The sequence below is a fragment of the Spirosoma oryzicola genome (genome assembly GCF_021233055.1).
Taxonomy (GTDB): Bacteria; Bacteroidota; Bacteroidia; order Cytophagales; family Spirosomataceae; genus Spirosoma; species Spirosoma oryzicola.
Window position 1 is genome coordinate 1,079,413 of sequence record NZ_CP089538.1, and the last position, 25,702, is coordinate 1,105,114.

The 25,702-nt window shown below is 50.6% G+C and carries 14 protein-coding genes; 12 read left to right on the plus strand and 2 right to left on the minus strand.

Annotated features, from left to right (window positions below; genetic code table 11):
• Positions 1-384: 384 nt before the first annotated feature.
• On the minus strand, positions 385-765 hold the full coding sequence (locus LQ777_RS04420) for a PH domain-containing protein (protein ID WP_232561312.1): 381 nt from the start codon (positions 763-765) through the stop codon (positions 385-387).
• A 266-nt stretch (positions 766-1,031) separates the two neighbouring features.
• On the opposite strand from LQ777_RS04420, the gene LQ777_RS04425 reads away from it, so the two are divergent.
• The 9 genes from LQ777_RS04425 (at position 1,032) to LQ777_RS04465 (ending at position 18,389) form a co-directional block, all read left to right on the plus strand.
• Entirely contained in the window at positions 1,032-1,622 is a 591-nt protein-coding gene (locus LQ777_RS04425) for a hypothetical protein (RefSeq protein WP_232561313.1), read from the plus strand.
• Positions 1,623-1,813: 191 nt separating this feature from the next.
• Positions 1,814-4,240: an ABC transporter permease gene (locus LQ777_RS04430; RefSeq protein WP_232561314.1), complete on the plus strand. Its 2,427-nt coding sequence runs from the start codon at positions 1,814-1,816 to the stop codon at positions 4,238-4,240.
• Between the two features lie 160 nt (positions 4,241-4,400).
• Entirely contained in the window at positions 4,401-6,803 is a 2,403-nt protein-coding gene (locus LQ777_RS04435) for an ABC transporter permease (protein WP_232561315.1), read from the plus strand.
• Between the two features lie 76 nt (positions 6,804-6,879).
• Positions 6,880-9,279: an FtsX-like permease family protein gene (locus LQ777_RS04440; RefSeq protein ID WP_232561316.1), complete on the plus strand. Its 2,400-nt coding sequence runs from the start codon at positions 6,880-6,882 to the stop codon at positions 9,277-9,279.
• A 187-nt stretch (positions 9,280-9,466) separates the two neighbouring features.
• Positions 9,467-9,811, plus strand: a complete 345-nt coding sequence (locus LQ777_RS04445; RefSeq protein WP_232561317.1) for a PadR family transcriptional regulator — start codon at positions 9,467-9,469, stop codon at positions 9,809-9,811.
• Complete coding sequence (locus LQ777_RS04450; protein WP_232561318.1) at positions 9,808-12,465, plus strand: permease prefix domain 2-containing transporter; 2,658 nt, start codon at positions 9,808-9,810, stop codon at positions 12,463-12,465. The genes LQ777_RS04445 and LQ777_RS04450 overlap by 4 nt, the downstream gene beginning before the upstream one ends.
• A 202-nt stretch (positions 12,466-12,667) precedes the next feature.
• Positions 12,668-13,006: a PadR family transcriptional regulator gene (locus tag LQ777_RS04455; protein WP_232561319.1), complete on the plus strand. Its 339-nt coding sequence runs from the start codon at positions 12,668-12,670 to the stop codon at positions 13,004-13,006.
• Position 13,007: 1 nt separating this feature from the next.
• Positions 13,008-15,701 (plus strand): FtsX-like permease family protein, encoded by a 2,694-nt coding sequence (locus LQ777_RS04460; RefSeq protein WP_232561320.1) that lies wholly within the window; start codon positions 13,008-13,010, stop codon positions 15,699-15,701.
• A 3-nt stretch (positions 15,702-15,704) separates the two neighbouring features.
• Positions 15,705-18,389: an ABC transporter permease gene (locus LQ777_RS04465; protein WP_232561321.1), complete on the plus strand. Its 2,685-nt coding sequence runs from the start codon at positions 15,705-15,707 to the stop codon at positions 18,387-18,389.
• Between the two features lie 485 nt (positions 18,390-18,874).
• On the opposite strand, the gene LQ777_RS04470 is transcribed toward LQ777_RS04465, so the two are convergent.
• Positions 18,875-19,498, minus strand: coding sequence for a hypothetical protein (locus tag LQ777_RS04470; protein WP_232561322.1), 624 nt, complete (start codon positions 19,496-19,498; stop codon positions 18,875-18,877).
• 506 nt (positions 19,499-20,004) lie between these two features.
• Between LQ777_RS04470 and LQ777_RS04475 the strand changes: the two genes are divergently transcribed.
• The 3 genes from LQ777_RS04475 to LQ777_RS04485 are packed head-to-tail and all read left to right on the plus strand — an operon-like array spanning position 20,005 to position 25,692.
• The gene (locus LQ777_RS04475) at positions 20,005-20,340 is read left to right on the plus strand and encodes a PadR family transcriptional regulator (protein WP_232561323.1); all 336 of its coding nucleotides are present in this window, start codon (positions 20,005-20,007) and stop codon (positions 20,338-20,340) included.
• A 12-nt stretch (positions 20,341-20,352) separates the two neighbouring features.
• Positions 20,353-22,971, plus strand: a complete 2,619-nt coding sequence (locus tag LQ777_RS04480) for an ABC transporter permease (protein WP_232561324.1) — start codon at positions 20,353-20,355, stop codon at positions 22,969-22,971.
• A 12-nt stretch (positions 22,972-22,983) separates the two neighbouring features.
• The gene (locus LQ777_RS04485) at positions 22,984-25,692 is read left to right on the plus strand and encodes an ABC transporter permease (RefSeq protein ID WP_232561325.1); all 2,709 of its coding nucleotides are present in this window, start codon (positions 22,984-22,986) and stop codon (positions 25,690-25,692) included.
• The last annotated feature ends 10 nt before the right edge of the window (positions 25,693-25,702 follow it).

Here is a 25,702-nt window from a genome sequence, read left to right on the forward strand (position 1 = left end):
CTGTTTAACGAAAAATCAGTGCGTAAAAGTAACAGGTAGTTTTCCGTGAGGCTATTACATTTGTGTCAAAAAATATATAATTCAGGTAGGATTGATTGCCGTGAACGGTGGTGTCGGCGGGGCCGCCCGCGCGGTTCTCAAAACCGACACGGATTGTTGACGCCGAGTGTCGGTTTCTCAAAACCGACACGGATTGTTGACGCCGAGTGTCGGTTTCTCAAAACCGACACCACTCACCCAGCATCACATCACGTATTTTACGGATTCCGGACAATACGTGATGTTTTAAGAACCGCGCGGGCGGCCCCGCCGACACCACCGTTCACAGCAAATCTGACAGGCGTGTGGGATGCGCGGTCGATCATACTCGTCTACGAACAGGCTTTACCCCAGGACGTGGTTAGCCAGGACTTTTTGCAGATCGTAGATATTTACGCTCTTGTTGAACTTCTTGGTGATGCTGGGCGTCTGTTCACTCGAGATCCATATTTTCAACTCCGCGTCCAGATCTAAATGTCCGGCTGTTTCGATGTTGAAGCGCGTGATGGCCCTATACGGAATAGACAGGTAATCGATTTTACGGCCCGTAACACCTTGCTTATCGACCAGGATTAACCGTTTGTTGGTGAACATAAACATGTCTCGGACAAGCGTAAAGCCAATTTCAATGACTTCGCTGTCCGACAGTAAATGCCCGTATTCTTTACTGAGTGATTCAGGTGTTACGGTACCTGCGTTGCCTAATAGTGCGGAGAATAAACCCATGCCACGAACTGTAATTGGTTGAACAGGTAAAGTACGATATTCGCACTTTTTACCTTTAAAATTATTTCTATAGTTGCCGCTACGTATTCTTGATTGCTGGAGTCTGGGCTAGTGTCCACAGCCGTACGAAAATGTCCGGTATCGGACATTTTTTATGTCGTTTTCTAGTTAATGGTCTGATTAATAGTAAGTTGTTGGTCTGGCATGATCCTGGCTTTGAATAGCTACGCATAAGCCTTCTAATTAAGACCTACCCATTGCCGATTATGAAAACGCTACTTACATTATCCCTTCTTGTAATCGGCTTTAGCGCAATGGCGCAACGGTCGTCGTTTAGTAAAGAAGTGACGACCGACGGTCAGCAACTTCGTATTCGTGTTGATGCGCAACAGGGGGAGCATTCGGTTCATTACAACCGTTCCTTCGACGTGTCAGAAATGGACGCCAGAGCTGTCAAAGCACTAGAAAATCACATCCTCGATTCACTAGATCAGGCCTTTGAGGGGCGGTATGCTGGAATGTTCAACGAACGCAGACACGACGCGAAGCCCAGAAAAAAACAGGAGGAATCGAGTTATACCGTCAGCGTTACGACCAGCACTACCGAGAGTCGCGATGAAACGGCGGTGGCCAAAGCGACGGGTGAGCTTTCGGCGAGCGATACTACACCTTTGTCGGTTATTCACCGGGAAGACAAAGAGAACGGGCGGCTATGGATGCAGTATACGTTTCAACGGGATGGCGACGAGCTCGTGTTTGAGCGTACGGCCAATGTACTCGGCAAAAGCGACCGTGAAAAGAAAGCGATCATCCGGGAAACGGAGCGTAGCCTGGGCCTTAAATCCGTGAATCAATAAAAAATACGACCTTCAGAAGGGCCACCGGGAGCAAGCGTAATCTTGCTCCCTGATTCTTCATGGACAATCAATTCGTTTGCCGAGACTATACAAGCGAAACTGCAACCACATCATGCGGGTAATTTCTTCGGGACGATGTTGGCTGTTGGCGACGGTCGGTGGAGGAAACGGGCCTATAAATTTGCAACCTCATGTTGACAAGCTATCTCAAAATTGCCTGGCGAACGCTTCAAAAACAGCGCGGTCTCACCTTTATCAACATCGCTGGCCTGGCGGTCGGCCTGGCATGCTGTCTGCTCATTACGCTGTATGTGCTCGATGAGCTAAGCTATGACCGGTACAACACGAAAGCCGATCGAATCTACCGGGTGCAGGCCGATATCAAGTTCGGCGGTAACGATGTTCACCTTGCCGTAACGCCCGATCCAATGGGGCCAACGCTCAAGAAAGATTACCCGCAGGTCGAGCAATTTGTCCGCCTGCACCAACGGGGTACATGGTTGGTCAAGCGGGCTGGTAGCCCAACGAATTTGCGGGAAGATAACATCACGTTTGCCGATTCTACCCTGTTTGACGTATTCACGCTACCCCTGCTGACGGGTGATCCTAAACGAGCACTGGCTGAACCCAATACCGTCGTCATCAGTGAGTCGGCTGCCAAGCGACACTTCGGGAAGCAAAACCCGGTCGGACAGATTCTGGTGTTTGATAATAACGAATCGTATCGCGTATCAGGAGTGATGCAGGATATGCCGAAGAACGCGCATTTCCACAGTGATTTTTTCGTGACCATGCTCAGTGACAAGTACCCCTGGGGGCAGTGGTTGAGCAATAATTATCATACGTATATTGTGCTGAAACCCGGTACGGACCCTGCCGTTTTTGCCCAAAATTTCGAGACCGTCATTCAGAAATACGCCGGACCACAGGCCCAGCAGATGGTTGGTGTTACCATCGATCAATTTCGAAAATCAGGGAACCGGCTGAACTACTGGATGACACCGCTCACCGACATTCATCTTCGCTCAAAACAACAGATCGAACTAGCCCCCAACGGCGATATTCAGTACGTCTACATTTTCTCGGCGGTGGCGCTTTTCATTCTGCTGATCGCCTGCATCAATTTCATGAATCTGGCTACGGCCCGTTCGGCCAACCGGGCGCGGGAAGTGGGTGTTCGGAAGGTTCTCGGATCGGAGCGTAATCAATTAGTTGGTCAGTTTATGACCGAGTCGGTCTTAACAACCGTACTGGCGATGCTGGTAGCGTTGGTAATCGTCGGTATCGCCTTGCCCGGCTTTAACGCACTGGCCGCCAAAGAGATGCGTATTGAGCAACTGATGTCGCCGGTTATGCTGTCTATCCTGGTCGTTTTACCGATAAGCGTTGGCTTACTGGCGGGTATTTATCCGGCTTTGTTTCTGTCGTCGTTTCGTCCGATTACCGTTTTAAAAGGTAAACTGAACGTGAGTTTCCGAAGCGCCGGATTACGAAGCGGCCTGGTCGTGTTTCAATTTATGATGTCGATTATCCTGATTGTCGGCACCATCATCGTCTATCGTCAGCTAACGTACATTCGAACCAAAAATCTGGGCTTCAACCGGGAGCGGGTGCTGAAGATCAACGATGCCTACGCGCTCAACAAGCAAGCCGAAACGTTCAGGCAGGAAGTGCTGCGGCTGCCGGGCGTCGTTAGCGGCAGTATGTCGGGCTATTTGCCAACGCCATCCGATCGAAGCGACCAGTCGTTTTTTCCGGAAGGGCAGGTCGATCAGAAGAAAGCGGTTAGTATGCAAAAATGGCTTGTCGATTACGATTATGTGCAAACGCTTGGTATGCAGCTAACCAACGGACGAAATTTCTCGCGGGGGTTTGGCTCCGATTCGTCGGGCATCATCCTGAATGAGACAGCGGCTAAACTGTTTGGCGGAAAAAATATCATTGGTAAACGTATCGCAACCTTCGATAATCCGCAAAACACGGTATTGAAGACGTACACGGTCCTGGGTATCGTCAAAAATTTTCACTTCGAGTCGCTTCGCCGTAACATTGGTGCCTTGTCGTTAGTCCTTGAGCCTAGTACGGGTGCGGTCTCGTTCCGGCTTAGCAGTACCGATCTACCCGCATTGCTGCAACAGATCGAAGCCAAATGGAAAGGGCTTGCCCCCGGTCAGCCGTTTAGCTATCAGTTCATGGACGACAGTTTCGACGAGATGTACCGGACTGAACAGCGGGTTGGAAGCATTGCGCTGACGTTTGCCTTGCTGGCTGTACTGATCGCCTGCCTGGGACTGTTCGGACTGGCGGCCTTTATGGCTGAACAGCGTACGAAAGAAATCGGGGTTCGGAAGGTATTAGGAGCCACGACTTTCAGCATTGTTGGGCTTCTGTCCAAAGACTTTCTTAAACTGGTATTGATCGCCATCGTACTGGCTTCACCCATTGCGTGGTGGGCTATGACCCAATGGCTCGCTGATTTCGCCTATAAAGTTAATCTGGAGTGGTGGGTGTTTGCGCTGGCAGGAACGGTAGCCGTCAGTATTGCCCTGCTGACGGTGAGTTTCCAAAGCATCAAAGCCGCCCTGATGAATCCCGTGAAGAGTCTGCGGGCAGAATAAACGGGTACTATTAATTTTAGTCAATCTCTTTTTTTTGTCATTCCGAGGAACGAGGACTCTTCGCGCTCGCCTATTTTTTGTGCCGTGCGGAGGTTCCTCGTTCCTCGGAATGACAAAAACAATCTGAAAATGACATTCTAGAGTACTTTACGTGTAGCTTATGCTTAGAAACTATCTCAAAATTGCCGTTCGGAACCTGGTGACAAACAGGGTTTTCGCTGGTATTAATATCATTGGTCTGGCGGTCGGACTGGCGTCGTGCCTGTTACTGTTCGTGTACATTGCGCATGAACTGAGCTACGATGACTTTCAGCAGAAAGCGGATCGAATCGTCCGGGTGACGATGGAATACAGCATGGAAGGCAAGGTCGGTAAAGTACCAGAGACCGGCACGAAAGTAGCCCCCGAATTTGGTCGTCAATTTCCTGAAGTTGAATTGGGCGTTCGGATGATCAACCGGGATGCGGTGGTGATCAAAGGGGACCAGCAGTTCAGCGAAAAACGCGTTGTGTTCGCGGATTCTACTTTCTTCACGATGTTTTCCTTTCCCCTGCTCAAAGGAAATCCGCAAACTGCACTGGCCGGGCCAAACCTCGTTGTACTGTCTGAAACAAAAGCCCGTACTTATTTTGGCATGGAAAACCCAATCGGAAAGTCCCTTCGCATCAATACCGGCGGCTCTTTTCGGGATTATTCCGTAACGGGCGTGGTGGCCGATTGTCCGGCTAATTCACAGATTAAATACGACCTGCTGACCTCGTTTGCTACATTGCCCGCTGCCAAAACCGAAGAGTGGTACTCCGCTAACTACGCCACATATTTACTGCTTCGTAAGCCCGACGATATAGCCGCTTTACAGGCGAAGATACCGGCCTTTATGAAGACCCAGTTTCCTGATGAAACACCGTCAGCCAGTGATTACCTCACGTACAATCTTGAACCAATTCGGCGGGTACACCTACATTCTGACGTGGAAGGGAATTTTGAACCCAACGGTGATTTAACCTACATCTACATCTTTGGGGCCATTGCGGTGTTGATTCTGCTCATCGCCTGCGTTAATTACATCAACCTGGCTACATCGCGGGCCGTCGAACGGGCGCAGGAAGTGGGCGTTCGGAAAGTGATGGGTGCAATGCGCGGGCAACTGTTCGGACAGTTCATTGGCGAGTCGGTTATCGTTACCGCAGTAGCCACACTACTCGCGGTGTTATTGGCCTGTTTGACCTTACCGCTTTTCAACAGCGTGTCAGATCGCCATTTCGCCATCGATGTTTTCTTTAAGCCGGAAAACGGGCTGGTGTTGTTGGGTGCTAGTGTGCTGGTCAGCTTACTAGCCGGCAGTTATCCGGCGTTGGTGTTGTCCGGCTTTCAGCCAATTCGTGTGTTGAAAGGTCATTTGAAAACAACAGGTGCGGGGCAGTTTCGGCGGGCGTTGATTGTGTTTCAGTTTGCCATCACGGCAATCCTGATTGTCTGTACGTTACTCGTTCGGAACCAGTTGCAATTCGTTCAGCAAAAAAAGTTAGGCTACAATAAAGACCATGTCCTCTTATTACCCGTCGACAGGGAGGTCAACGAAAAAATAAGTGCCATCAAAAGTGAGTTTAGGCAAAACGCGGATGTACAGCATGTTTCCTTGGCGTCCAATTCGCCGGTGTTCGTAGGCGGTGGCTATGCGATGCGCCAGCCGGGTATGCCGGAAGGCCAGCGTAAGATGGTGACCGGGCTGACCATTGACGAGGATTTTGTGAAAACAACGGGCTTGCATCTCATTGCGGGTAGCGATTTAAATGCGGTGGATATGGACCGCATTGCGCGTTCGGATAATGATAGCCTGACGCGCAGCCGATTTATTCTGAACGAATCGGCGGTGAAAGAGCTAGGCTGGACCCCGCAGCAAGCCATCAACCAGCGGCTCGATGTAAGCGGGCGACTGGGTCTGGTCAAGGGTGTTGTGTCCGACTTTCACTTTGCGTCCATGAAACAAAAAATTGGCCCAATGGCACTTTTCCCGCAGAACGGTGGTGAAATTCTGCTCGTCAAGCTCTCGGGTAATCAGTTGAGCAATACGCTCCAATTTCTGGAAAGCAAATGGCGGACGCTCATCCCGAACCGGCCATTCACGTATGCGTTTATGGATGAAGAATTTGATAAAATGTATGCCGCCGAAACGCGTACCGGACGTATTTTCAGCGTTTTTGCTTTTTTATCGATCTTCTTGGCGTGCCTGGGTCTGTTTGGCTTGTCGGCTTACACAACTGTTCAGCGCACCAAAGAAATTGGCGTTCGCAAGGTGCTGGGCGCATCCGTATTCAGCATTGTCGGATTGCTGTCTAAAGATTTCTTAAAGCTCGTGCTGGTGGCTATTGTCGTAGCCGTTCCTATTGCGTGGTACGCTATGAATCAGTGGTTACAGGGATTTGCCTATCGAGTCGCTATCGAGTGGTGGGTGTTTGCGCTGGCGGGCATACTGGCTATCGGCATTGCACTCATTACGGTCAGTTTTCAAAGCGTAAAGGCGGCTCTACTGAATCCGGTGAAGTCGTTGCGTTCTGACTAATAAGCTTAACGTTTTTTAACACGCTGATAAACAGGTTTGCACGTACCTTGCTAGTACTTGGTAATGTCCGTGCACGATGATTCAGAACTACGCTAAAATTGCCCTGCGCACGTTGCGTTCGCAACGGTCTTACACGCTACTCAATGTAGTTGGCCTTACGGTCGGTATGGCGGGTGGTCTGCTTATTTTTCTGTTTATTCATTATCATCTGAGTACAGATCGGCACCATGCTAAATTCGACCGTATCTTTCGGGTAGTCACCGATTTGCACCTCGAGGATGGCTCGGTCGAATACTATCCTGAAGCGCCCCTGCCGATGGCACAAAAGCTGCGCACCGCCTACGCGCCGGTGGAACAGGCGGCTTACCTGAAAATGATTCGTGAGTTGACGGTCAGTATACAACGGTCCGATCAAACGACGCCAGTCCGTTTTCTGGAACATAAAAGCACGGCATTTGTCGAGCCCGAATTGTTTGGTATTCTGGATTATCAGTGGGTACGGGGTAACCCGAAAACGGCGCTTCGCGAACCCAATAGCGTTGTCCTGACCGAGTCGTGGGCCAGACGGTATTTTGGCAACGCTGATCCGATGGGCCAAACGCTGAATCTGAACCACCGGGCCGATGCTACCGTAACCGGTATTCTCGCTGATCCGCCTAAAACGACCGATACCGACATCAATCTTTTTGTTTCGTTGCCGACGATTGGACAGCTCGATCCCGGTTATGACCGACAGGATTGGGGAAATATCAACAGCACAGACCGCATTTTCGTTGCGCTCAAAAGTCCGGAATCGGGTGCAGAAATGGAGGCTGCCATGCCCGCCCTGCTAAAGACACAGTTCGGTAAAATGGCCCGGTTTTACCGGTTTCATTTTCAGCCCCTTGCAGATGTCCATTTCGATGTCAAACGAATTGTAGGCGGGGCAGTTCGTTCCTCGCTGCTGTGGTCGCTGGGTCTGGTCGGCTTGTTTCTGGTGCTGACGGCCTGCATCAATTTCGTCAATCTGGCGACGGCTCAGGCAATCCGGCGAAGTAAGGAGGTTGGTATTCGTAAAACGCTCGGCAGTACGCGCGGGCAATTGGTGCGACAGTTTTTATTCGAAACCGTCCTTATTGTGGTGGCGGCTGCGATTCTTGCGCTCCTGTTGGTTCTGGTGACACTACCGTTATTCAACCAATGGCTATCCAGTCAATTAGCGCTTCAACTGGACTGGCCAACGATCGGATTTGTGGTGTTGCTGTTCGGTAGTATTGTTGGGCTGGCGGGCGGCTATCCGGCTGCGGTGTTGTCAGGGTTCAGTCCCTGGGCGGCTTTGAAAGGAAGTTTACCTGCTCGGGCTGGGGGCAATTATTCGCTGCGCCAGGGATTGATCGTCGTTCAGTTCGTTGTTTGCCAGGCGTTGATTGTCGGGGCTATGGTCGTCGCTACGCAAGTGCGGTACATGCGCGAGGCTGATCTGGGGTTCAACAAAGATAACGTCGTTATGGTGGCGCTTCCCGATAATCAGAAAAATCGACTAGAAACACTCCGCAATGAACTGCTACAGTATCCAGAAATCAAATCGGTTAGCGTTAGTCGTGATCCACCTTCGGGGCGGTTACTGTATGGCGGTTCATTCAAGCTAGATAATAAAGCGGATTGGGAGGCTTACCCCATCCGCGAACGAATTGCGGATGCCAATTATCTGAACACATATGGCTTACGGCTGGTTGCCGGACGTAATATTATCCAGAGTGATACCATTCAGGAGTATCTGGTCAACGAAGCGTTTCTACAGAAAATTGGCGTGCGCAACCCGCAGCAGATTCTGGGCCGTAAACTGCACTATCATCTGTCGAAAGTGCCCTTGCCCATTGTCGGTGTTGTTAAGGACTTTCATCAGCGTTCACTCCACGAACAAATAGGCCCTTGCCTGATCGCCAGTTACGCACCTTTCTTTAGGCAGGCGGGCATTCGCGTGTCTGGACAAAATTCGGAACAGACGCTTGATCAGATCAGAAAAACCTGGGAGCAATTATTCCCGAACGAAGTTTTCGAATACAGCTATCTGGACGAACAACTGGCTAAATTCTACGAAACGGAAAGCCTGGTCTTTCGATTAGTAAACATTTTTGCGGGCATTGCCATTCTGATTTGCTGTCTGGGCTTATACGGGTTGGTTTCTTACGCGGTAGTACAGCGACGAAAAGAGATTGGCGTTCGGAAAGTATTGGGGGCATCGGTAGCGAGTATCGTTTCGCTGCTTTCGGGTGATTTTCTGAAACTGGTCCTCCTGGCTATTGTCGTTGCTTCGCCCATTGCGTGGTGGGCCATGAACCAGTGGCTACAGGATTTTGCCTACCGGATTGATTTGTCGTGGTGGATGTTCGCGCTGGCGGGTGTACTGGCAACGGGAATTGCCTTTCTGACTGTTAGTTTACAGAGTGTGAAAGCCGCTCGGGTAAACCCAGTCAAAAGTTTGCGAAGCGAATAATCGACGCTGAAATCGAGTGTTCTAGCCGGTTGTAAGCTCGTCCGGTTCAGGACGGTTAATTGTCCATAATCGGACATTGGTTTTTGTTGTCAAGGTGATAAAAAGCGGCTCAGACGTATCTGAGCCGCTTTTTCGTTTTCTGGCCGGTCATTTGCTCAGCAAAAATAGAAGTAACCCTGCCGATGGAATGAAACGCACGTACTTGGGCGAGTTTGAAGAAGTGGTTTTGCTGACGGTTGCCGTGCTGGAACTGGAACACCGGGCTTATGGGGTAGCCATCACGCACGAGATTATCGGGGAGACGGGCCGGTCGGTGCGGTTGAATCAGATTCACGCGGCACTGCAACGGCTGGAAGAGAAAGGTATGGTAAAATCAGAAATGGGGGAGCCCACCGCCGAGCGGGGTGGGCGTCGTAAGCGGTTATTTACGGTCACGGCCTATGGGCGTCGGACCATGCAAGAAATTCAGGATGTGCGGGCGAGTTTGTGGACCCGCCTGATTAGTCCGTTCAAACTGGTTACGAGCTTATGACACCCACCCCACCTCGCTTCGCCGATCGACTGCTTCGGTTTTTCTGCGATCCGTATCTACTGGAAGAAGTGCAGGGCGACTTGCACGAGGAGTTTGCCTATCAGGTTCAGCGAGTTGGCGAACGGCGCGCGCGCTGGCGCTACTGGCGGGATGTACTGGGGTTTATCAGGCCACTGGCTGGACGGTCCCGGACTGGACGGTCCCAGACTGGAGGGTCGTCTTTTATGAAGCGAAGACAGCGTAATGATCCATCCACTTTTTTCCTAAACGCAGCCATGATTCGAAATTACGTTGCTATTGCCCTCCGCCAATTGTGGAAGAATCAGTTGTTTAGCTTGATAAATATCACAGGACTAACCGTTGGTCTGGCCGTGAGTATGTTCATTGCGCTCTACGTGTGGCACGAATTCCATTATGATCGTTTCGAGCCTTTTGCCGACCGTACGTACCAGATCGTATCGGTTGCCAAGTACGGTGATCAGGAGGTTACCTTCTCTGGATTGCACGAATCGTTTGGGCGAGCTATTCAACAGCAGATTCCGGAAGCCGAAGCGGTCGTTCGTTTTTCGGCGGGTTTGGGTGAGGTTGTGTTGCAGTCGGATCAAAACCACCGCTTCAAAGAGTCTGCCATTGGTTTTGCTGATCAGTCGATGCTGTCGGTGATGGGGCTGAGGTTGCTTCATGGTGATGCGAAAACCGCACTGAGCGAACCGAGTCGAATGGTGTTGACGCGTCAGTTGGCCGAGAAATATTTTGGTGCGCAGAACCCGGTAGGTAAAACGCTTATTTTCGATAAACAATACCCATTCACAGTGTCGGGTGTTCTTGACGATCTGCCAACCAATTCGGTAATTCAGTTCAACGGGTTGGTGTCGCTAAATTCCATGCCAGCCCTTGGTGCCCGGCATCAGGATACATACCAGCGAACCGGCTTCTTGACTACGTATCTGGTGCTGCGCCAAGGTGCTAAAGTGAGTCAGGTCGAAAAGAAACTGGATAAAGTAAAAGTAGGCGTCAATTTTGTTGATGCGTCCGCAAAGATCTTTCTTGAACCACTGCCAACGCTTCACCTGGGTGGACACGGTGACGGTGCTCGCAATGAGCGGCAGTCGCTGTACATTTTGTTGACGGTCGCTTTGGTGATTCTGGTGTTAGCGGTGATCAACTACGTTAGTCTAACGACTGCTCGTGCAACGAAACGTGCTCGTGAGGTGGGTGTTCGAAAAGCAATCGGCGGACAACGTAGCGAACTAATCTCGCAATTCTTTGTGGAGTCATTTTTGACAACAACGCTGGCCTTTCTACTGTCACTGATCCTGCTTCAGGTGCTTTTCCCGTGGGCGAATCAGGCGCTTGACCTGCACATGGACAAGCGCGTTCTGACGCAGGGACCTTATTGGGGTGTAATGATTGGCTTGTGGTTGAGTTGTTCGCTATTGTCAGGAAGCTATCCGGCCTTGTTGTTGTCCGGTTTCCGACCGGCCCTTGTTCTGAAGGGAAATGTCAGTTCGCGGCAGAGTGGTGCCAGCGTGCGTCGGGTCTTCACGACAGTTCAGTTTACGGCCTCGATTGGACTCCTGATTTGCAGTGTCGTGCTTTACACGCAAATGCAGTTTTTACGGACAAAGAGCCTGGGTATTGACCGGGCGCAGGTTGTCGGCTTACGCATAGACGGCGATATGGTGCCTCAGTTTTCCGGCTTACGGGACAAAATTCGGCAATGGGCGGGTAGTGAAAACGTGGCCGTTACAAACACCCAGTTGTTCACCAACAACATCATGACCTATTTCCTGCAAGCTGAAAAAACAAAGAAACAGCTTATGGTCAATTCCATGACCGTCGATAAGCCGTTCTTTGCCATGATGGGAATCCGATGGCAGTACCCGCCAATGGGGTGGGAGGCTGGTCCGGTAACCAAGGAATTGAATATTTACAACCAAACGCTTATCAAAGAAGCTGGTATAGCCGACGATCCGCGACAGCAGGCGGCTCCCTTTAAAAATGAACCAACCGACGGGGTTGTCAACGATTTCCACGTGCGCAGTCTGCACGGTCCCGTATCACCCATGCGTCTGACCGTAGTGAGCGATACCAACCGGACGATGCTGGCGGATGGCGGCTATATTCTGGTGCGGCTGAACCCGCAGACGAACGTGCCGCAAGCGCTGGACCACCTCAAAGAATTATACAACGCGCATCAGCCAACATCCCCATTCGACTATTATTTTCTGGATGAAGCCTATAACAAACTGTATGCTTCTGAAACGCGGTTGATGCAGCTGTTCAACGGCTTTACGGGACTTACGCTCTTAGTCGCCTGTCTGGGATTGCTCGGGTTAATGACGTTCACGGTTGAGGTACGGACTAAAGAAATCGGCGTGCGGAAAGTGCTAGGGGCTAGTGTCGCGGGAATCGTCATGCTGCTTTCCCACGATTTTCTCAAACTAATCGGTATTGCTCTCGTCATTGCCTCTCCGATTGCCTGGTGGGCGATGAACAGCTGGTTGCAGGATTTTGCCTACAAAATTGACATCGAATGGTGGGTGTTTGCGCTGGCGGGTGGACTGACAACTGGTATCGCTTTGGTAACCGTCTCGATGCAAAGCCTAAAAGCGGCTCTGACGAATCCCGTCAAAAGTTTGCGGTCCGAGTAGAAATAACCAGGGCGCCTGCGTAGTCATCAATGACTCGTCAGGCGTCTTTCCCTTACTGTCTGTAAAGCGGACAAACGCTGTCCAAAAACGGACAGTGTTTTCAGCGTTATCTTACCCAAAACTACCAATGTAGCCCGCAAGAGGCTTATTAGTTAATTGGCATCGCATTTGATCGGCATTATCGTATAAAATAGGTCAAAGTATGAAAAGGGCTTTTCTGGGTGAATTTGAAGAGGTCGTTCTACTAGCCGTCGCGATTCTCGATGAGAGTGCTTACGGCGTTACGGTAACGCAGGAGATCGAGCAGCAAACGGGCCGTGCGGTTGGATTCAGTACGGTTCACACCACGCTGCAACGACTGGAAGAAAAAGGGTTTCTATCGTCTACAATGGGCGGTGCTACGGCTGAACGTGGAGGCCGACGAAAACGCTTTTTCGCCGTAACCGCTGCGGGCCGGAAAGCCTTGCAGGAAGTGAAACAGGTACGCGAGCAGTTGTGGAGTGCGTTGCCTCCGCAAACACTTCAACTGATGGGGGGCTGATATGGATATGAACCAGCCTAATCCGCCCCGCTGGGCGCAGACGCTACTAAGAGGGTGGGGGGACCCTAACACGGAGGAAGAAGTCCAGGGCGACCTGCTCGAACTCTACGCTTATTGGCTACAAACGGTGGGGAAGCGAAAAGCAGACACGCGCTACTGCCTCAGTGTCCTGAAGTTGCTGCGACCGCTGGCCCGCCGGAAGCGATCAAACGAATATTCTGCTCCTTACTTTCTCCATCCCATGATGATCTGGAACTACCTAAAAATTGCCCGCCGTCAATTGTGGCGAAACCGGCTTTTCACGGCCTTAAACGTAGTGGGCTTGTCGATTGGCGTTAGTGCCTGCTGGATTATTTACCGCATCGTCGCGTTCGATTTCAGTTTCGATACGCAAAACCCGAATCGGGATCGTATCGTCCGGGTGGTAAGTGGGTATGAAGTGGACGGAAAAGAAGTCAGAAATCCGGGATCGCCCCTGCCGATGGCCGACGCGGTACGTGAACAGATCGAGGGCGTAGAACGAGCTATTCCCGTACGGAAACAGTGGATGGAGTCGGTACAGATTCCGCAGGCAGTGGGCAAACCCGTACGATTTAAAGACGTTGAAGACATTGTGGCTACGGACACCAACTATTTTCGAATGGTACCTTACCAATGGCTTTCCGGCGATCTGGCTCACGCGCTGGTCCGTCCTAAGCAGGTTGTGCTGACCCAAAGCCGGGCGAGTCGCTATTTTCCCGGCTTATCGCCCCGGCAACTGCTGAACCGAACGCTGGTGTACGAGGATACGCTTCAGATGCAGATAGCGGGGATCGTTGCGGATCTGCCTTACGCATCCGATTTTAGAGCGCAGGAGTTTGTCTCCGTTTCGACGTTCAAGGAAGTGGCTAGTCCCGAAGAGTGGAGCAACACTAACTCTGGTACGCAACTGTATTTGATGGTCCAGGCCGGAGTAAATTATAAGCAGCTGGAAGGGCAATTGAATGACCTATCACGCAAGAACTCCGAAGCGGCTACGAAAAAATGGAGTCATTTCAAACGGTGGCACTTGGTTCAGCCATTGGCCGATTTACACTTTGGCGTAGAATACCACGAGCGCGAACGCCGGGCCAATAAAAACGTTTTGTACGGCTTAATTGGACTCGCCGGGTTTATCCTGGCACTAGCGGTGATCAATTACGTCAATCTGGCTTCGGCGCAGATACCACAAAGAGCCCGCGAAATCGGGATTCGAAAAACGCTCGGTAGCCGTCGCCGTCCTCTGATCATGCAATTTCTGGGCGAAACGGCGGTCATTACGCTGCTAGCGTTCGTTCTGGCATACGGTCTTTCCGGGCTCTTTTTTACAAACTTCAGCGATCTGGTACCCGAAGGCATGGATCAGCATACGAACTGGGTGGTCGTGATACTATTTCTGGTTGTGCTACTGGCTGTTGTAACGATGCTGGCTGGTCTATATCCCGGCTGGCTGATTACCCGGTTCAAGCCCGTCGTCGTCCTGCGCGGGCAGACGGGCTACACGCTGACGGAAGGCCAAAATCGGCTAACGCTCCGTAAGAGTTTAATCGTATTTCAGTTCTTTGTTGCTCAATTATTTATCGTCGGTGCTCTCATTGTCAACCAGCAGCTAACCTACTCGCTTCAGGCCGACATGGGCTTTGTTCGGGATGCGATATTGATGGCGCAACTGCCTTGGAAAAGCATCGAAAACCAGCGGATTGACAAGCGATTAGCGCTGAAACAGGAGTTGCAGAGAATACCGGGTGTGGCGGCTGTTAGTCTGGGTGATCAACTGGCTTCCAATTCGTATTCGAGCAATGTGCACCAGTACGTTGGGAAGAAGGGAACGGTTGAATTAACCCTCTTTCGCAAACACGCTGATACCGATTACATTCCGTTCTACAAAATTCCGTTGCTAGCCGGGCGTAATCTGCAACCCAGCGACACCATTCGGGAGTATGTCCTTAACGAAACGGCGGTCCGGGCGTTGGGCTTCGACCATCCCCAGCAAGCTATTGGCGCTTTTTTGAAAGAGAATGGGGGCGATGCAAACCGGACGGTGCCGATTGTAGGTGTAGTCCGCGATTTTCACACGCGTTCGTTCAAAGAAGAAATTCAACCCGTTGCGCTGATGACTGACCGGGATAATCTTAGTACGTTCAACATCAAGCTAACATCGGGTCGACCCACGGACTGGCAAACGACCATTGACGAAATACGTCGTGTCTGGAAACAGTTCTACGCGGAGGCTCCTTTCGACTACCAATTCTACGATCAGACGTTAGAGGAGTTTTATAAGCAGGAACTACAACTGTCACGGGTTGTGAACCTGGCCACTGCCGTAGCGATCCTGATTAGTTGCCTGGGTTTGTTTGGGCTGGCGACCCTGACGGCTCATCAGCGAACGAAAGAAATTGGCGTTCGGAAGGTGTTGGGAGCCAGCGTTGCCAGTGTGGTGGCCCTGCTTTCCAAAGACTTCGTTAAACTCGTGATCGTCGCTATTGGCATTGCCTCGCCGTTGGCCTGGTACGTGATGAATCGCTGGCTGGAGGAGTTTGCGTACAAGATTGCTATGCCGTGGTGGGTCTTCGTGCTGGCGGGTGTACTGGCAACGGGAATTGCTTTATTAACCGTAAGCTACCAGAGCGTCAAAGCGGCCTTGCTGAACCCAGTCAAATCATTACGAAGTGAATAGCTCATGCGCATCCCGAACAACGAATCCCGAAATGGTGGTGATGCGCGGTTTACCAGCGGAGCACCCCGACCGCCCCGCTGGGCGCAGACGCTGCTAAGGTGGTGGGGCGATCCCACTACCCAGGAAGAAGTCGAAGGTGATCTGCTCGAACTCTATGCCTACTGGGTGCAGACCGTTGGTGAACGTCGTGCCCGCTGGCATTACGGCCTCAGTGCCCTGAAATTGCTGCGACCGCTGGCCTGTCGGAAGCGATCAACCGTGTATTCAACCCCTTTTCCCCTAGGCCCTGACATGATCCGAAATTATTTCAAAATCGCTTTCCGAAACCTTGTCAAGAACAAGACGTATTCGTTGATCAACATTGGCGGACTAGCCGTAGGCATGGCTGTGGCGATGTTGATCGGTTTATGGGTGTACGACGAATTATCGTTCGATAAATCGTTTGCCAACTACGACCGGATTGCGCAGGTGATGCAGCACCAGACGTTCAACGGAACAACATCATCGAGCGAAGTAGTTCCTATTCCAATGCGGGCGGCTTTACGCAATGAATACGGAACGAACTTTAGCCATATCGCCCTGTCGTCGTGGGCTACTGAACACATCCTGGCGGCCGGGCCAAACAAATTTATGAAGCTGGGCAGTTTTGTCGATCCTGATTTACCCGAAATGCTTTCCCTGAACATGGTGAGCGGAACGCGGTCGGCGCTCAATGATCCTACGACTATTCTGCTGTCGGCATCGGTGGCGAAAGCCTTGTTCGGTGAAAAAGATCCCATCAACAAACTGGTCCGATTTGATAACAAGCAGACGGTCAAGGTAGCGGGTGTCTACGAGGATTTTGCCAAAAATACGACGTTTAACGAAAACTCGTTTTTGCTGCCCTGGCAATTTTGGATAAACACGCAGGCCTGGGTAAAACGGTCGGAAGAGAACTGGTCCAACAATTCGTTTAAACTGTTTGTGCAACTGGCGCCGAACGCCGATCTGAGCCGCGTTTCAGACCAAATCAAACGGATCAAAGCGACCCACGATAAAGACCTAGCCAAGTTCGATCCGAGGGTTTTTCTGTACCCAATGAGCCGCTGGCATCTGTATTCGGAGTGGGAAAACGGGGTGCCTGTTCGTGGGCGGATTCAGTTCGTGTGGCTGTTCGGAATCATTGGCGTTTTTGTCTTGCTGCTGGCTTGTATCAACTTCATGAATCTGTCAACGGCGCGTTCCGAAAAACGAGCGAAAGAGGTAGGCATTCGCAAAGCGGTCGGGTCGATGCGCAGTCAGTTGATCAGCCAGTTTTTTAGCGAGTCGTTACTGGTCGTGTTTATTGCTTTGGTGGTGTCGCTGGGACTGGTACAGCTTATGCTGCCGTGGTTTAACGCTATTGCCGACAAAAAGATGGTCATTCTGTGGGCTGATCCGTTGTTTTGGGCACTTACGTTCGGGTTCAGTCTGCTGACCGGTTTGCTGGCGGGTAGCTATCCAGCTTTCTACTTGTCGTCTTTTCAACCAATCAAAGTGTTGAAAGGAATGGCTTCATCGACTCGGGTGGGTTTCGGACGGTTGGCCGCTACTCCTCGTCGGGTGTTGGTTGTGGTGCAGTTTGCCGTGTCTGTAACGCTGATCATTGGTACGGTCGTTGTTTTTCGGCAAATCCAACATGCTAAAAGCCGTCCGACTGGCTACGACCGGAACGGCTTGCTGGGTATTGCGATGAACACCCCCGAATTGTACGGGCATTACGAGGCTATCCGAAACGAACTACGCCAAACCGGTGCCGTACTCGACATGGCCGAATCATCGAGTCCAACGACTGATGTGTGGGCCAACGACGCTAGCTTCGACTGGAAAGGTAAAGATCCGGATCTATTGGGCGATTTTGGTACGGTAGCCGTCACGCACGATTTCGCCAACACGGTCGGCTGGCAATTTAAGCAGGGGCGTAATTTCTCGCGCGATTTCTCGACCGACTCGCTCAGCGTGGTTGTCAACGAAAGTGCCGTAAAGTTTATGGGTTTGAAGCAGCCCCTGGGCGAAATTCTGAAATGGAACGGCAAGAAGTATACAATCGTCGGGGTCATTAAAGACATGGTGATGAGTTCGCCTTTTGAACCCGTGAAGCAAACGGTTTTTCTGCTCGATTACCAATGGGCCAATATCGTTATCGTAAAGCTAAACCCGCAGTTGAGTATGAGCGAGGCTCTGGAACGCATCGAACCTATTTTTCGAAAATACAATCCGGGCAGTCCTTTCGATTACAAGTTTGCCAGCGACGAGTACGACCGTAAGTTTCGCGCCGAAGAGCGTATTGGGCAGTTGGCTTCCGTGTTCGCCATCCTCGCCATTTTTATCAGCTGCCTGGGCTTATTTGGTCTGGCTTCGTACATGGCTGAGCAACGCACCAAAGAGATCGGTGTGCGTAAAGTACTCGGCGCGTCGGTATTTAATCTGTGGCAATTGCTGTCGAAAGACTTTATCGTCCTGGTTGTCATTGCCGTTCTGATCGCGTCGCCAACGGCCTATTACGTCATGAATAGCTGGTTGCAGCAGTACGCGTACCGTTCGGATCTGTCGTGGTGGATTTTTGCTTTGTCAGGAATGGGAGCACTGGCGGTTACCATGCTGACCGTAAGCTACCAGAGCATCAAAGCCGCTTTGATGAATCCGGTCAAATCGTTGAGAAGCGAATAAGTTGATTGGTTGCACGCTGGAAAAGCACCACTCAAGTCACAGGTTTTTGTAATGACGATAGATGGTAGAGATACCATCATCCTGGAGGGCGCACGGATGTCGATGGATCACGCAATCAAGCCTCAAAAAAAGATCGTTCAGCCTTGTGGCTGAACGATCTTTTTTTGAGGCTTGATTGCAGGAAGGGGTCTTGAATGAATACCTCCTTTCTTATATTATTCTCTTCGAGGGTATTTGCTCTAGCTATAATATTTGAACTATAATGGCCATTGTAAAAGTCGAAACGACTTGAAAGGTGTCGTAAGTGCCCAGATGGGTTACCTATGGCGTTTGGATGGATCGCTAAATGATCTTGTCGATGCGGACTTGTACCTAGGCTTCGGTACAACTATGGTTTAGTGCATCGATTTGGTAGCCGATAAGCGGATATTCCAGATTACCAATTTAACCCTACCCGGCATGGTTGCCTTTACTTTTTGCCAATGCTAGTATGCTTCATAGATAAATTCCTCGTTGTAAAACGGTTCAGCTCTGTAGCGCCTAGCCAGCAGTCCGTTTGCATTGTAGGTTAACTGATACGTGCCTGTTTGGTTGTTTTCGCTAAGTTTATCAACGCTGAAACCAAATATTGGCCCAAATCCATACAAAGGATTAGGAGCATTATCATACGTAAATGTTTGCACCGAGGGCTCAGGTGTACTTCCGTTGTAGTAAAGCAACTTTACTACATTGTTACCTGCATACGTAAACTCTTCTGCAAAATTGGATACTCCGTCCACGTAAGTGATTCGAATTGGGGTTTTGCGGCCAGGCTCATAATAGAGGGACATGACGCCATCCTTTTTGAACTGGGTCGTATTTGGGTAGTTAATAAAAGACGTATATGTTTCTATATTACCATTTGTATCGTAGCTAGGTATATATCGAATTTGCGGTGAGCCAATACCGTAATTGTAATTAAGGTCAAATTGGGTTGCCCGTCCTTTTTCGTCGTAAGAAATGCGGGATAGTAAAGTTCCTATTGAAGGATAGTTACTGAACGTAAAGCTAGATAATCTACCCGCGCTGTCGTAGTCAAAGGTATAGAGATAAGGAATAGTTGTCTCCATTTTATTTATTGCTTTTAATCTGAATCGCTGCTGAGGAACACGGTGATCTTGACAGGATAACAGGCATATAGCAATACTGAAAGCTAAGCTGAGCCGTAATAGCTTACTAATTGTAAAGGAGAGAGACATCTTGTAGTTATTAAGTGGATATTTTGATCAAGCAAATATGCACAAAAATACCGCTTCTATGAATGCCAAGTTGTCAATCAAAAATATTATTTGACGATACACTATGACGTCATTAAATGCATTCTGAATGTAAACCTAATCTTCACATCTAGAGATGTTGAAACTCACTTTTCGTTTTGTAATAAACAACTCATAAAGCAGTGCTTTTTTTGTCCGTTGGTGTACAAATAGTGTCCGTTTCTGGACAGCCGTCTTTCTTCGATTCACTCAAGACAGGCTCCTACGTGGCAGAATGAGCCATTCTGTAGTTTGGCAAGTGATTTGACATACCGAAATAGAGGAAATAAAACGACGAGGCTAACGCTACTATTTACCGTATGCGACGGAGTGATTTAGGCGAGTTTGAAGAGGTGGTTTTGCTGGCGGTGGCGGCCCTTTCTCCTTCGGCGTATTCAGTAGTAATCGCTGAAGAACTGGAGCGGGAAACGGGCAATACGGTCAGCACGGGAGCGGTTCATGCGGCCCTGCAACGGCTGGAGCAGAAAGGCTACCTGACCTCGCTACTAGGTGAGGCAACCGCTGAGCGGGGCGGGCGACGAAAACGCCTGTTTACCGTTACGCCCCTGGGCGGACGGGTGCTGAGCGAGGTACGCGCCGTGCGGAATCGACTATGGGACCGGATTGTCCCCCACACGATACTCAAGTGGAGTTGACCCCTGAGCCGTATGAAACCTGATCAATCGCAAAAGCCGCCCTTGTCGAAGTGGGTCGACAAACTGCTCGGTTGGCTGGTGGCTCCGCATCTGCGTGAAGAGGTATTGGGCGACATTCACGAACGCTACGCCCGGCGGGTGCAGCGCCTGGGTGAACGCAAAGCCCGTCTTACGTACTGGCGCGAGGTGCTCGCCTACGCAAGACCCTCATTCATTACACGTAAACCATCACCGTATTCTACCCCAAGCTATACAGACATGCTACGGAATTATCTGAAAATCGCTTTTCGCAACCTGATCAAGCAGAAGGGTTACTCGTTTATCAACATCGCGGGGTTGTCGGTCGGAATGGCGGTTGCCATGCTCATCGGTCTGTGGATACACCACGAGTATTCATACGACAAGTTTCTCCCGGACTATCAGCAGCTGTACCAGGTACGACGAAATTTCAACAGCAACGGCGACACGCTCACGTTTACGACGACATCCCTCAAGCTGGCCGACGCGCTACGTTATCAGATACCAGAAGTTGAACAGGTTGCCGAGAGCGATCATATGGGTTCTCACGGGCTCAAGGTCGGCGATAAGAAAATTTACCTGAACGGTGCCCAGATCGGGGGCGACTTTCTGCAAATGTTTCAATACCCGCTGGTCGAAGGGAAAGCTAGCCTGGCGCTGAAAGACCCTTATTCGATTGTGCTGACCGAATCGACCGCCAAAGCGCTGTTTGGAAGCGAAAATCCAATGGGTAAGATCGTGCGGTTCGACAACCAGAACGATCTAAAAGTAACGGGGATTCTGAAGGATCTACCCACCAATTCGTCGTTGCAGTTCAACTACCTCGTTCCGTTCAGTTATTACGAAGCCACGGTAAACAACGTGCGGATGGATCGCAGCGGCAGCTTTGGTAATAACGGGTATCAAATCTTCGTCAAACTCAAACCCGGCGCATCCTATGCACAGGTTTCCAATAAAATTGCCTTGATTCAGCATACAGAGCGGAACAATAGTAATGCGATGAATTCGGTAGTGATCCTGCAACCGCTGCAAAACTGGCATCTGTACTCCACGTACCAGAATGGAAAAGAAACGGGTGGATTCATTGAGTACATCCGAATGTTCAGCGTGATTGGTATTCTAGTCGTTCTGATTGCCTGCATCAACTTTGTGAACCTGACCACCGCCCGTTCGGCCAGACGAGCCAAAGAAGTAGGGGTCAGAAAGTCAGTTGGTTCGCAACGGCAGCAGCTCATCGGCCAGTTTCTGATCGAATCGTTCCTGCTTACGGTTGTCGCCTTCCTGTTCTCCCTGCTCCTGATGCAGATCCTGTTGCCCGCATTCAATAGCCTGACTGAAAGCCAGATCGCTATTCCGTACACGACGGCTGGGTTCTGGATGGCGGTGCTGGGCTGCCTGCTGATAACGGCGCTGCTGGCCGGTAGTTTACCCGCCTTTTATCTGTCTTCGTTTCAACCCGTAAAGGTGCTAAAAGGTACGATGCAGGTTGGAAAAGCGGCTTCGTTACCGCGTAAGGTATTGGTGGTCGCTCAGTTCAGCTGCTCCATTGCCTTGATCCTGAGCGCCATCATCGTTTTTAAACAAATCCAGCACGCGAAGAACAGGCCGACGGGGTACGATGTCAACCGGCTGCTGATGACCAACATGAACCTTGAGCTCAGTCAGAATTTCACCGTTCTGAAAGATGAGTTGATCAAAAACGGCATTGCTGAGCAGGTATCGCAGTCATCGAGTCCGGCGACGGATATCTGGTGGCATTCCGATCTGGACAAATGGCCCGGCAAAAACGCGGGTGAAACGGTAGAGCTGGGCGTTATACTGGTTGCTAAGGACTACTTCAAAACGGTAGGCATGACGCTGGCGCAGGGTCGGGATTTCAGCGGTGAAAACGATACAACCAGCGTTATTTTTAACGAAGCGGCCATTAAACGGTTCCGATTGCCGAACCCGATTGGTCAGCTCATTACCTGGCAGGGAAAACCGCTACGCATTGTCGGTGTCGCCAAAAACGCCCTGATGCAATCGCCTTTTACCAAAGCCGACCCAACGATGTTTGTCTGCACGTCGTTCCCGCTCAACGTCCTTTTGTACCGCATTTCCCCCCGTCTAACGACGCAGGAGGCCCTTAGCAAGATGACGGCTTTGTTCAATACCTACAATCCGTCGTATGCCTATAGTTATCAGTTTGCCGACGAGAGCTACGCTGCCAAGTTTAAGCAGGAATCGCTCATTGGAAAACTGGCTGGGATTTTCGCTGGTCTGGCCATCTTTATTTCCTGTCTGGGTTTGTTTGGTCTGGCTTCGTTCATGGCCGAACGACGTACGAAGGAGATCGGGGTTCGGAAAGTACTGGGGGCATCGATACTCAATGTCTGGGGGCTTTTGTCTAAAGAGTTTGTCTATCTGGTTGGTATCGCCTTTCTCATCGCCACACCCGTAGCCTACTACCTGCTCTCAAACTGGTTGCAGAAATACGAATACCGGACGGAGATGTCCTGGTGGATCTTTGCCCTGACGGGTCTGGGTGCCATGGTTGTTACGTTGCTCACCGTCAGCTTTCAAAGCATCAAAGCGGCCTTACTGAATCCGGTGAAGAGTTTGAAAATGGAGTAGGGCATCAACCGTATGAACGATAACTCGACACCCCGGAATCGTACCGGAACGCCCAAATGGGTCGATCAATTGCTCGGTTGGGTGGTGGCTCCGCACCTGCGGGAAGAAGTGCTGGGCGACGTTCACGAACGCTACGCCCGGCGCGTACAGCGCCTGGGTGAACGCAAAGCCCGCTTTACGTACTGGCGCGAGGTGCTGGCCTACCTGCGGCTTTCTTTTATAAAACGTCAACCGAACGAATACCCCAATCCAACGACTACAGACATGTTTGGAAATTACGTAAAAATCGCCGTTCGAACGTTAAGCCGCCACAAGCTGTACACGGCCCTGAATGTGGCGGGTCTGACCTTTGGTATCACCTGTTTTTTACTGATCGGCTTGTACCTCTTCGATGAGTTGACGTTTGACCAGCAGCACCGCAACACGAACCGGATCTACCGGGCGATTCAGCACAAAAAGACACCGACCGATGCGCTGACGATTGCGGCATCGAGCTACAAAATAGCTGAAGAAGCGAAAAAAAACATCGGTGAAATAGACAATTCGGCGCGTATTGCCCGGACCGGACGCGCTAACCTATCAAATCCCGAAAACAAGCATTCGTTTCAGGAAACCGTCACCTTTGGCAATCCGGGCTTGCTGACCATGTTTGATTTTGACGTCATCTATGGTGACAACAAGTCGGTACTGAATGAACCGAACGCCATTATTATCGTCGAAGAATTGGCGCAACGACTGTTTGGTCGAACGGACGTTATCGGTAAAACCGTTGAATTTGAGTTGAATAAACCGCTGAAAATAACGGCTGTTCTGAAAAATCATCCCCGCAATTCGAGCTTCGATTTCAAGGCAATCGTTTCGGAAGCGACCATCAGCAACGATGACGAGTTTACGGAGTGGATACAGGATTGGGACTCTCAAAATTTTACGACATTTTTTCTGCTAAAAGAAAAGGCTGATCCCCAAATCGCGGCTCGGAAATTAACGGATCTGTTGAACGCCCACGTAAAATGGGAGGCCGGTCATGCGGTGAATTACACGCTGCAACCCCTGGCCGACGTTCACCTGTATTCCGAAGGTATTGTAGACGGTGCCCGAAACGCTAACGTGGACGCCATGAGCCAGGGCGTTTTGCTGTACATCAAAATTTTCGCCATCGTGGGGCTGTTTGTGTTACTCATCGCCTGCATCAACTACATGAACCTTGCCACCGCCAGAGCGTCTAACCGGTCGAAGGAAATCGGCGTTCGGAAAGCCAACGGGGCGTTTCAGAGCCAGCTCGTTTACCAGTTTCTGATCGAAGCGCTGCTCGTCACCACGATCTCGTTTCTGCTGGCCGTAGCGTTGGTCAATCTACTGCTGCCAGTCTTCAATCAATTCACTAACAAAGAACTGTCGCTGGGTATTCACAGCGACTACCGAATCTGGCTTTATAGTCTTCTGGCGATTATCGTTACCAGTTTGCTGTCGGGGAGTTATCCGGCCTTTTTACTGTCGCGGTTTAGCCCGCTTTTGCTACTCCGGAATCTCAAAAGTCAGAACAGCGGAAGCTTGTCGTTGCGGAAAGGACTGGTCGTTTTTCAGTTCACAATTTCGGTGATTATGATGATTGCTACCATCGTGCTTTTCCAGCAGGTCCAGTTTGCGAATAACAAGGATTTGGGGTTCAACAAAGAACTGTTGCTGGTCGTCGATATTAATAGCGGTGACGTACGAAAAGACGCTCAGACGATTAAAACTGAGTTTAGCCGGATTCCAACGGTCAAACACGTATCGGTTACGTCGCGGGTACCCGGCGAATGGAAAGCCATTCCGACGGTTAAAATCAGAACCGTGGGCAATACCGATCCGCATAATGTGGCGTACTGGATCGGAGCCGACGAAGACTTTGCCCGGACCTTTGACGTCAAACTGGTGGCGGGGCGAAACTTTGGGGGAGTGAGCGATTCGTCTTCGGTGATTCTGAATGAAACAGCGGCTAAACTGCTCCACATCAAGGAAGCATCGGGTCAGCAGGTTGAAATACCAGCGCGCGCGATGGGCGGGAGCTACCGGCCACTCAATGAGGCCAATGAGCCATTTAGAGCCAGAGTCGTCGGCATCGTGAATGATTTTCACTTTCAATCGTTGCGCGAGAAAATTGCCCCGCTGGTGTTAGGCTACCAGAAAAATCCTGTGCATACCATTGATTATTTTACAGCCCGAATCGAAGGTCGGGACATTCCGGCGACGTTGGCCCGAATGAACGACGTGCTGATCAAAACGGACCCGACGCACCTGCTGGAATATCATTTCCTGGATGAACAATTAGCGCGTTTCTATGCCGAAGACCAACGCCGTGAAACCCTGCTGATCTGGGTGGCTCTGATTACGATTGCCATTGCCTGTCTGGGTTTGTTTGGGCTGGCTACGTATGCTGCCGAACAGCGCATCAAAGAAATTGGTGTGCGAAAGGTATTAGGAGCCAGCGTGCTGAATTTAAGCGTTTTGCTGTCGAAGGATTTTCTGAAGCTGGTTTTGATCGCTAATGGAATTGCTTTTCCCATTGCCTGGTGGGAGGCTAATCAGTGGCTTAGCGAATTTGCGTATCACATTCAGATTGAATGGTGGGTCTTTGCCGTTGCGGGTGTTCTTGCCATCGCGATTGCGTTAACAACGGTTAGCTATCAGGCTATCAAAGCGGCTCTGGTTAACCCCGTCAGAAGTTTGCGAAGTGAATAGAGACCGGGTA

Bases quoted from the DNA above. Each gene is read 5' to 3' on its own strand.
- LQ777_RS04420 (WP_232561312.1), bottom strand. From the start codon at position 765: ATGGGTTTATTCTCCGCACTATTAGGCAACGCAGGTACCGTAACACCT.
- LQ777_RS04425 (WP_232561313.1), top strand. From the start codon at position 1,032: ATGAAAACGCTACTTACATTATCCCTTCTTGTAATCGGCTTTAGCGCA.
- LQ777_RS04430 (WP_232561314.1), top strand. From the start codon at position 1,814: ATGTTGACAAGCTATCTCAAAATTGCCTGGCGAACGCTTCAAAAACAG.
- LQ777_RS04435 (WP_232561315.1), top strand. From the start codon at position 4,401: ATGCTTAGAAACTATCTCAAAATTGCCGTTCGGAACCTGGTGACAAAC.
- LQ777_RS04440 (WP_232561316.1), top strand. From the start codon at position 6,880: ATGATTCAGAACTACGCTAAAATTGCCCTGCGCACGTTGCGTTCGCAA.
- LQ777_RS04445 (WP_232561317.1), top strand. From the start codon at position 9,467: ATGAAACGCACGTACTTGGGCGAGTTTGAAGAAGTGGTTTTGCTGACG.
- LQ777_RS04450 (WP_232561318.1), top strand. From the start codon at position 9,808: ATGACACCCACCCCACCTCGCTTCGCCGATCGACTGCTTCGGTTTTTC.
- LQ777_RS04455 (WP_232561319.1), top strand. From the start codon at position 12,668: ATGAAAAGGGCTTTTCTGGGTGAATTTGAAGAGGTCGTTCTACTAGCC.
- LQ777_RS04460 (WP_232561320.1), top strand. From the start codon at position 13,008: ATGGATATGAACCAGCCTAATCCGCCCCGCTGGGCGCAGACGCTACTA.
- LQ777_RS04465 (WP_232561321.1), top strand. From the start codon at position 15,705: ATGCGCATCCCGAACAACGAATCCCGAAATGGTGGTGATGCGCGGTTT.
- LQ777_RS04470 (WP_232561322.1), bottom strand. From the start codon at position 19,498: ATGGAGACAACTATTCCTTATCTCTATACCTTTGACTACGACAGCGCG.
- LQ777_RS04475 (WP_232561323.1), top strand. From the start codon at position 20,005: ATGCGACGGAGTGATTTAGGCGAGTTTGAAGAGGTGGTTTTGCTGGCG.
- LQ777_RS04480 (WP_232561324.1), top strand. From the start codon at position 20,353: ATGAAACCTGATCAATCGCAAAAGCCGCCCTTGTCGAAGTGGGTCGAC.
- LQ777_RS04485 (WP_232561325.1), top strand. From the start codon at position 22,984: ATGAACGATAACTCGACACCCCGGAATCGTACCGGAACGCCCAAATGG.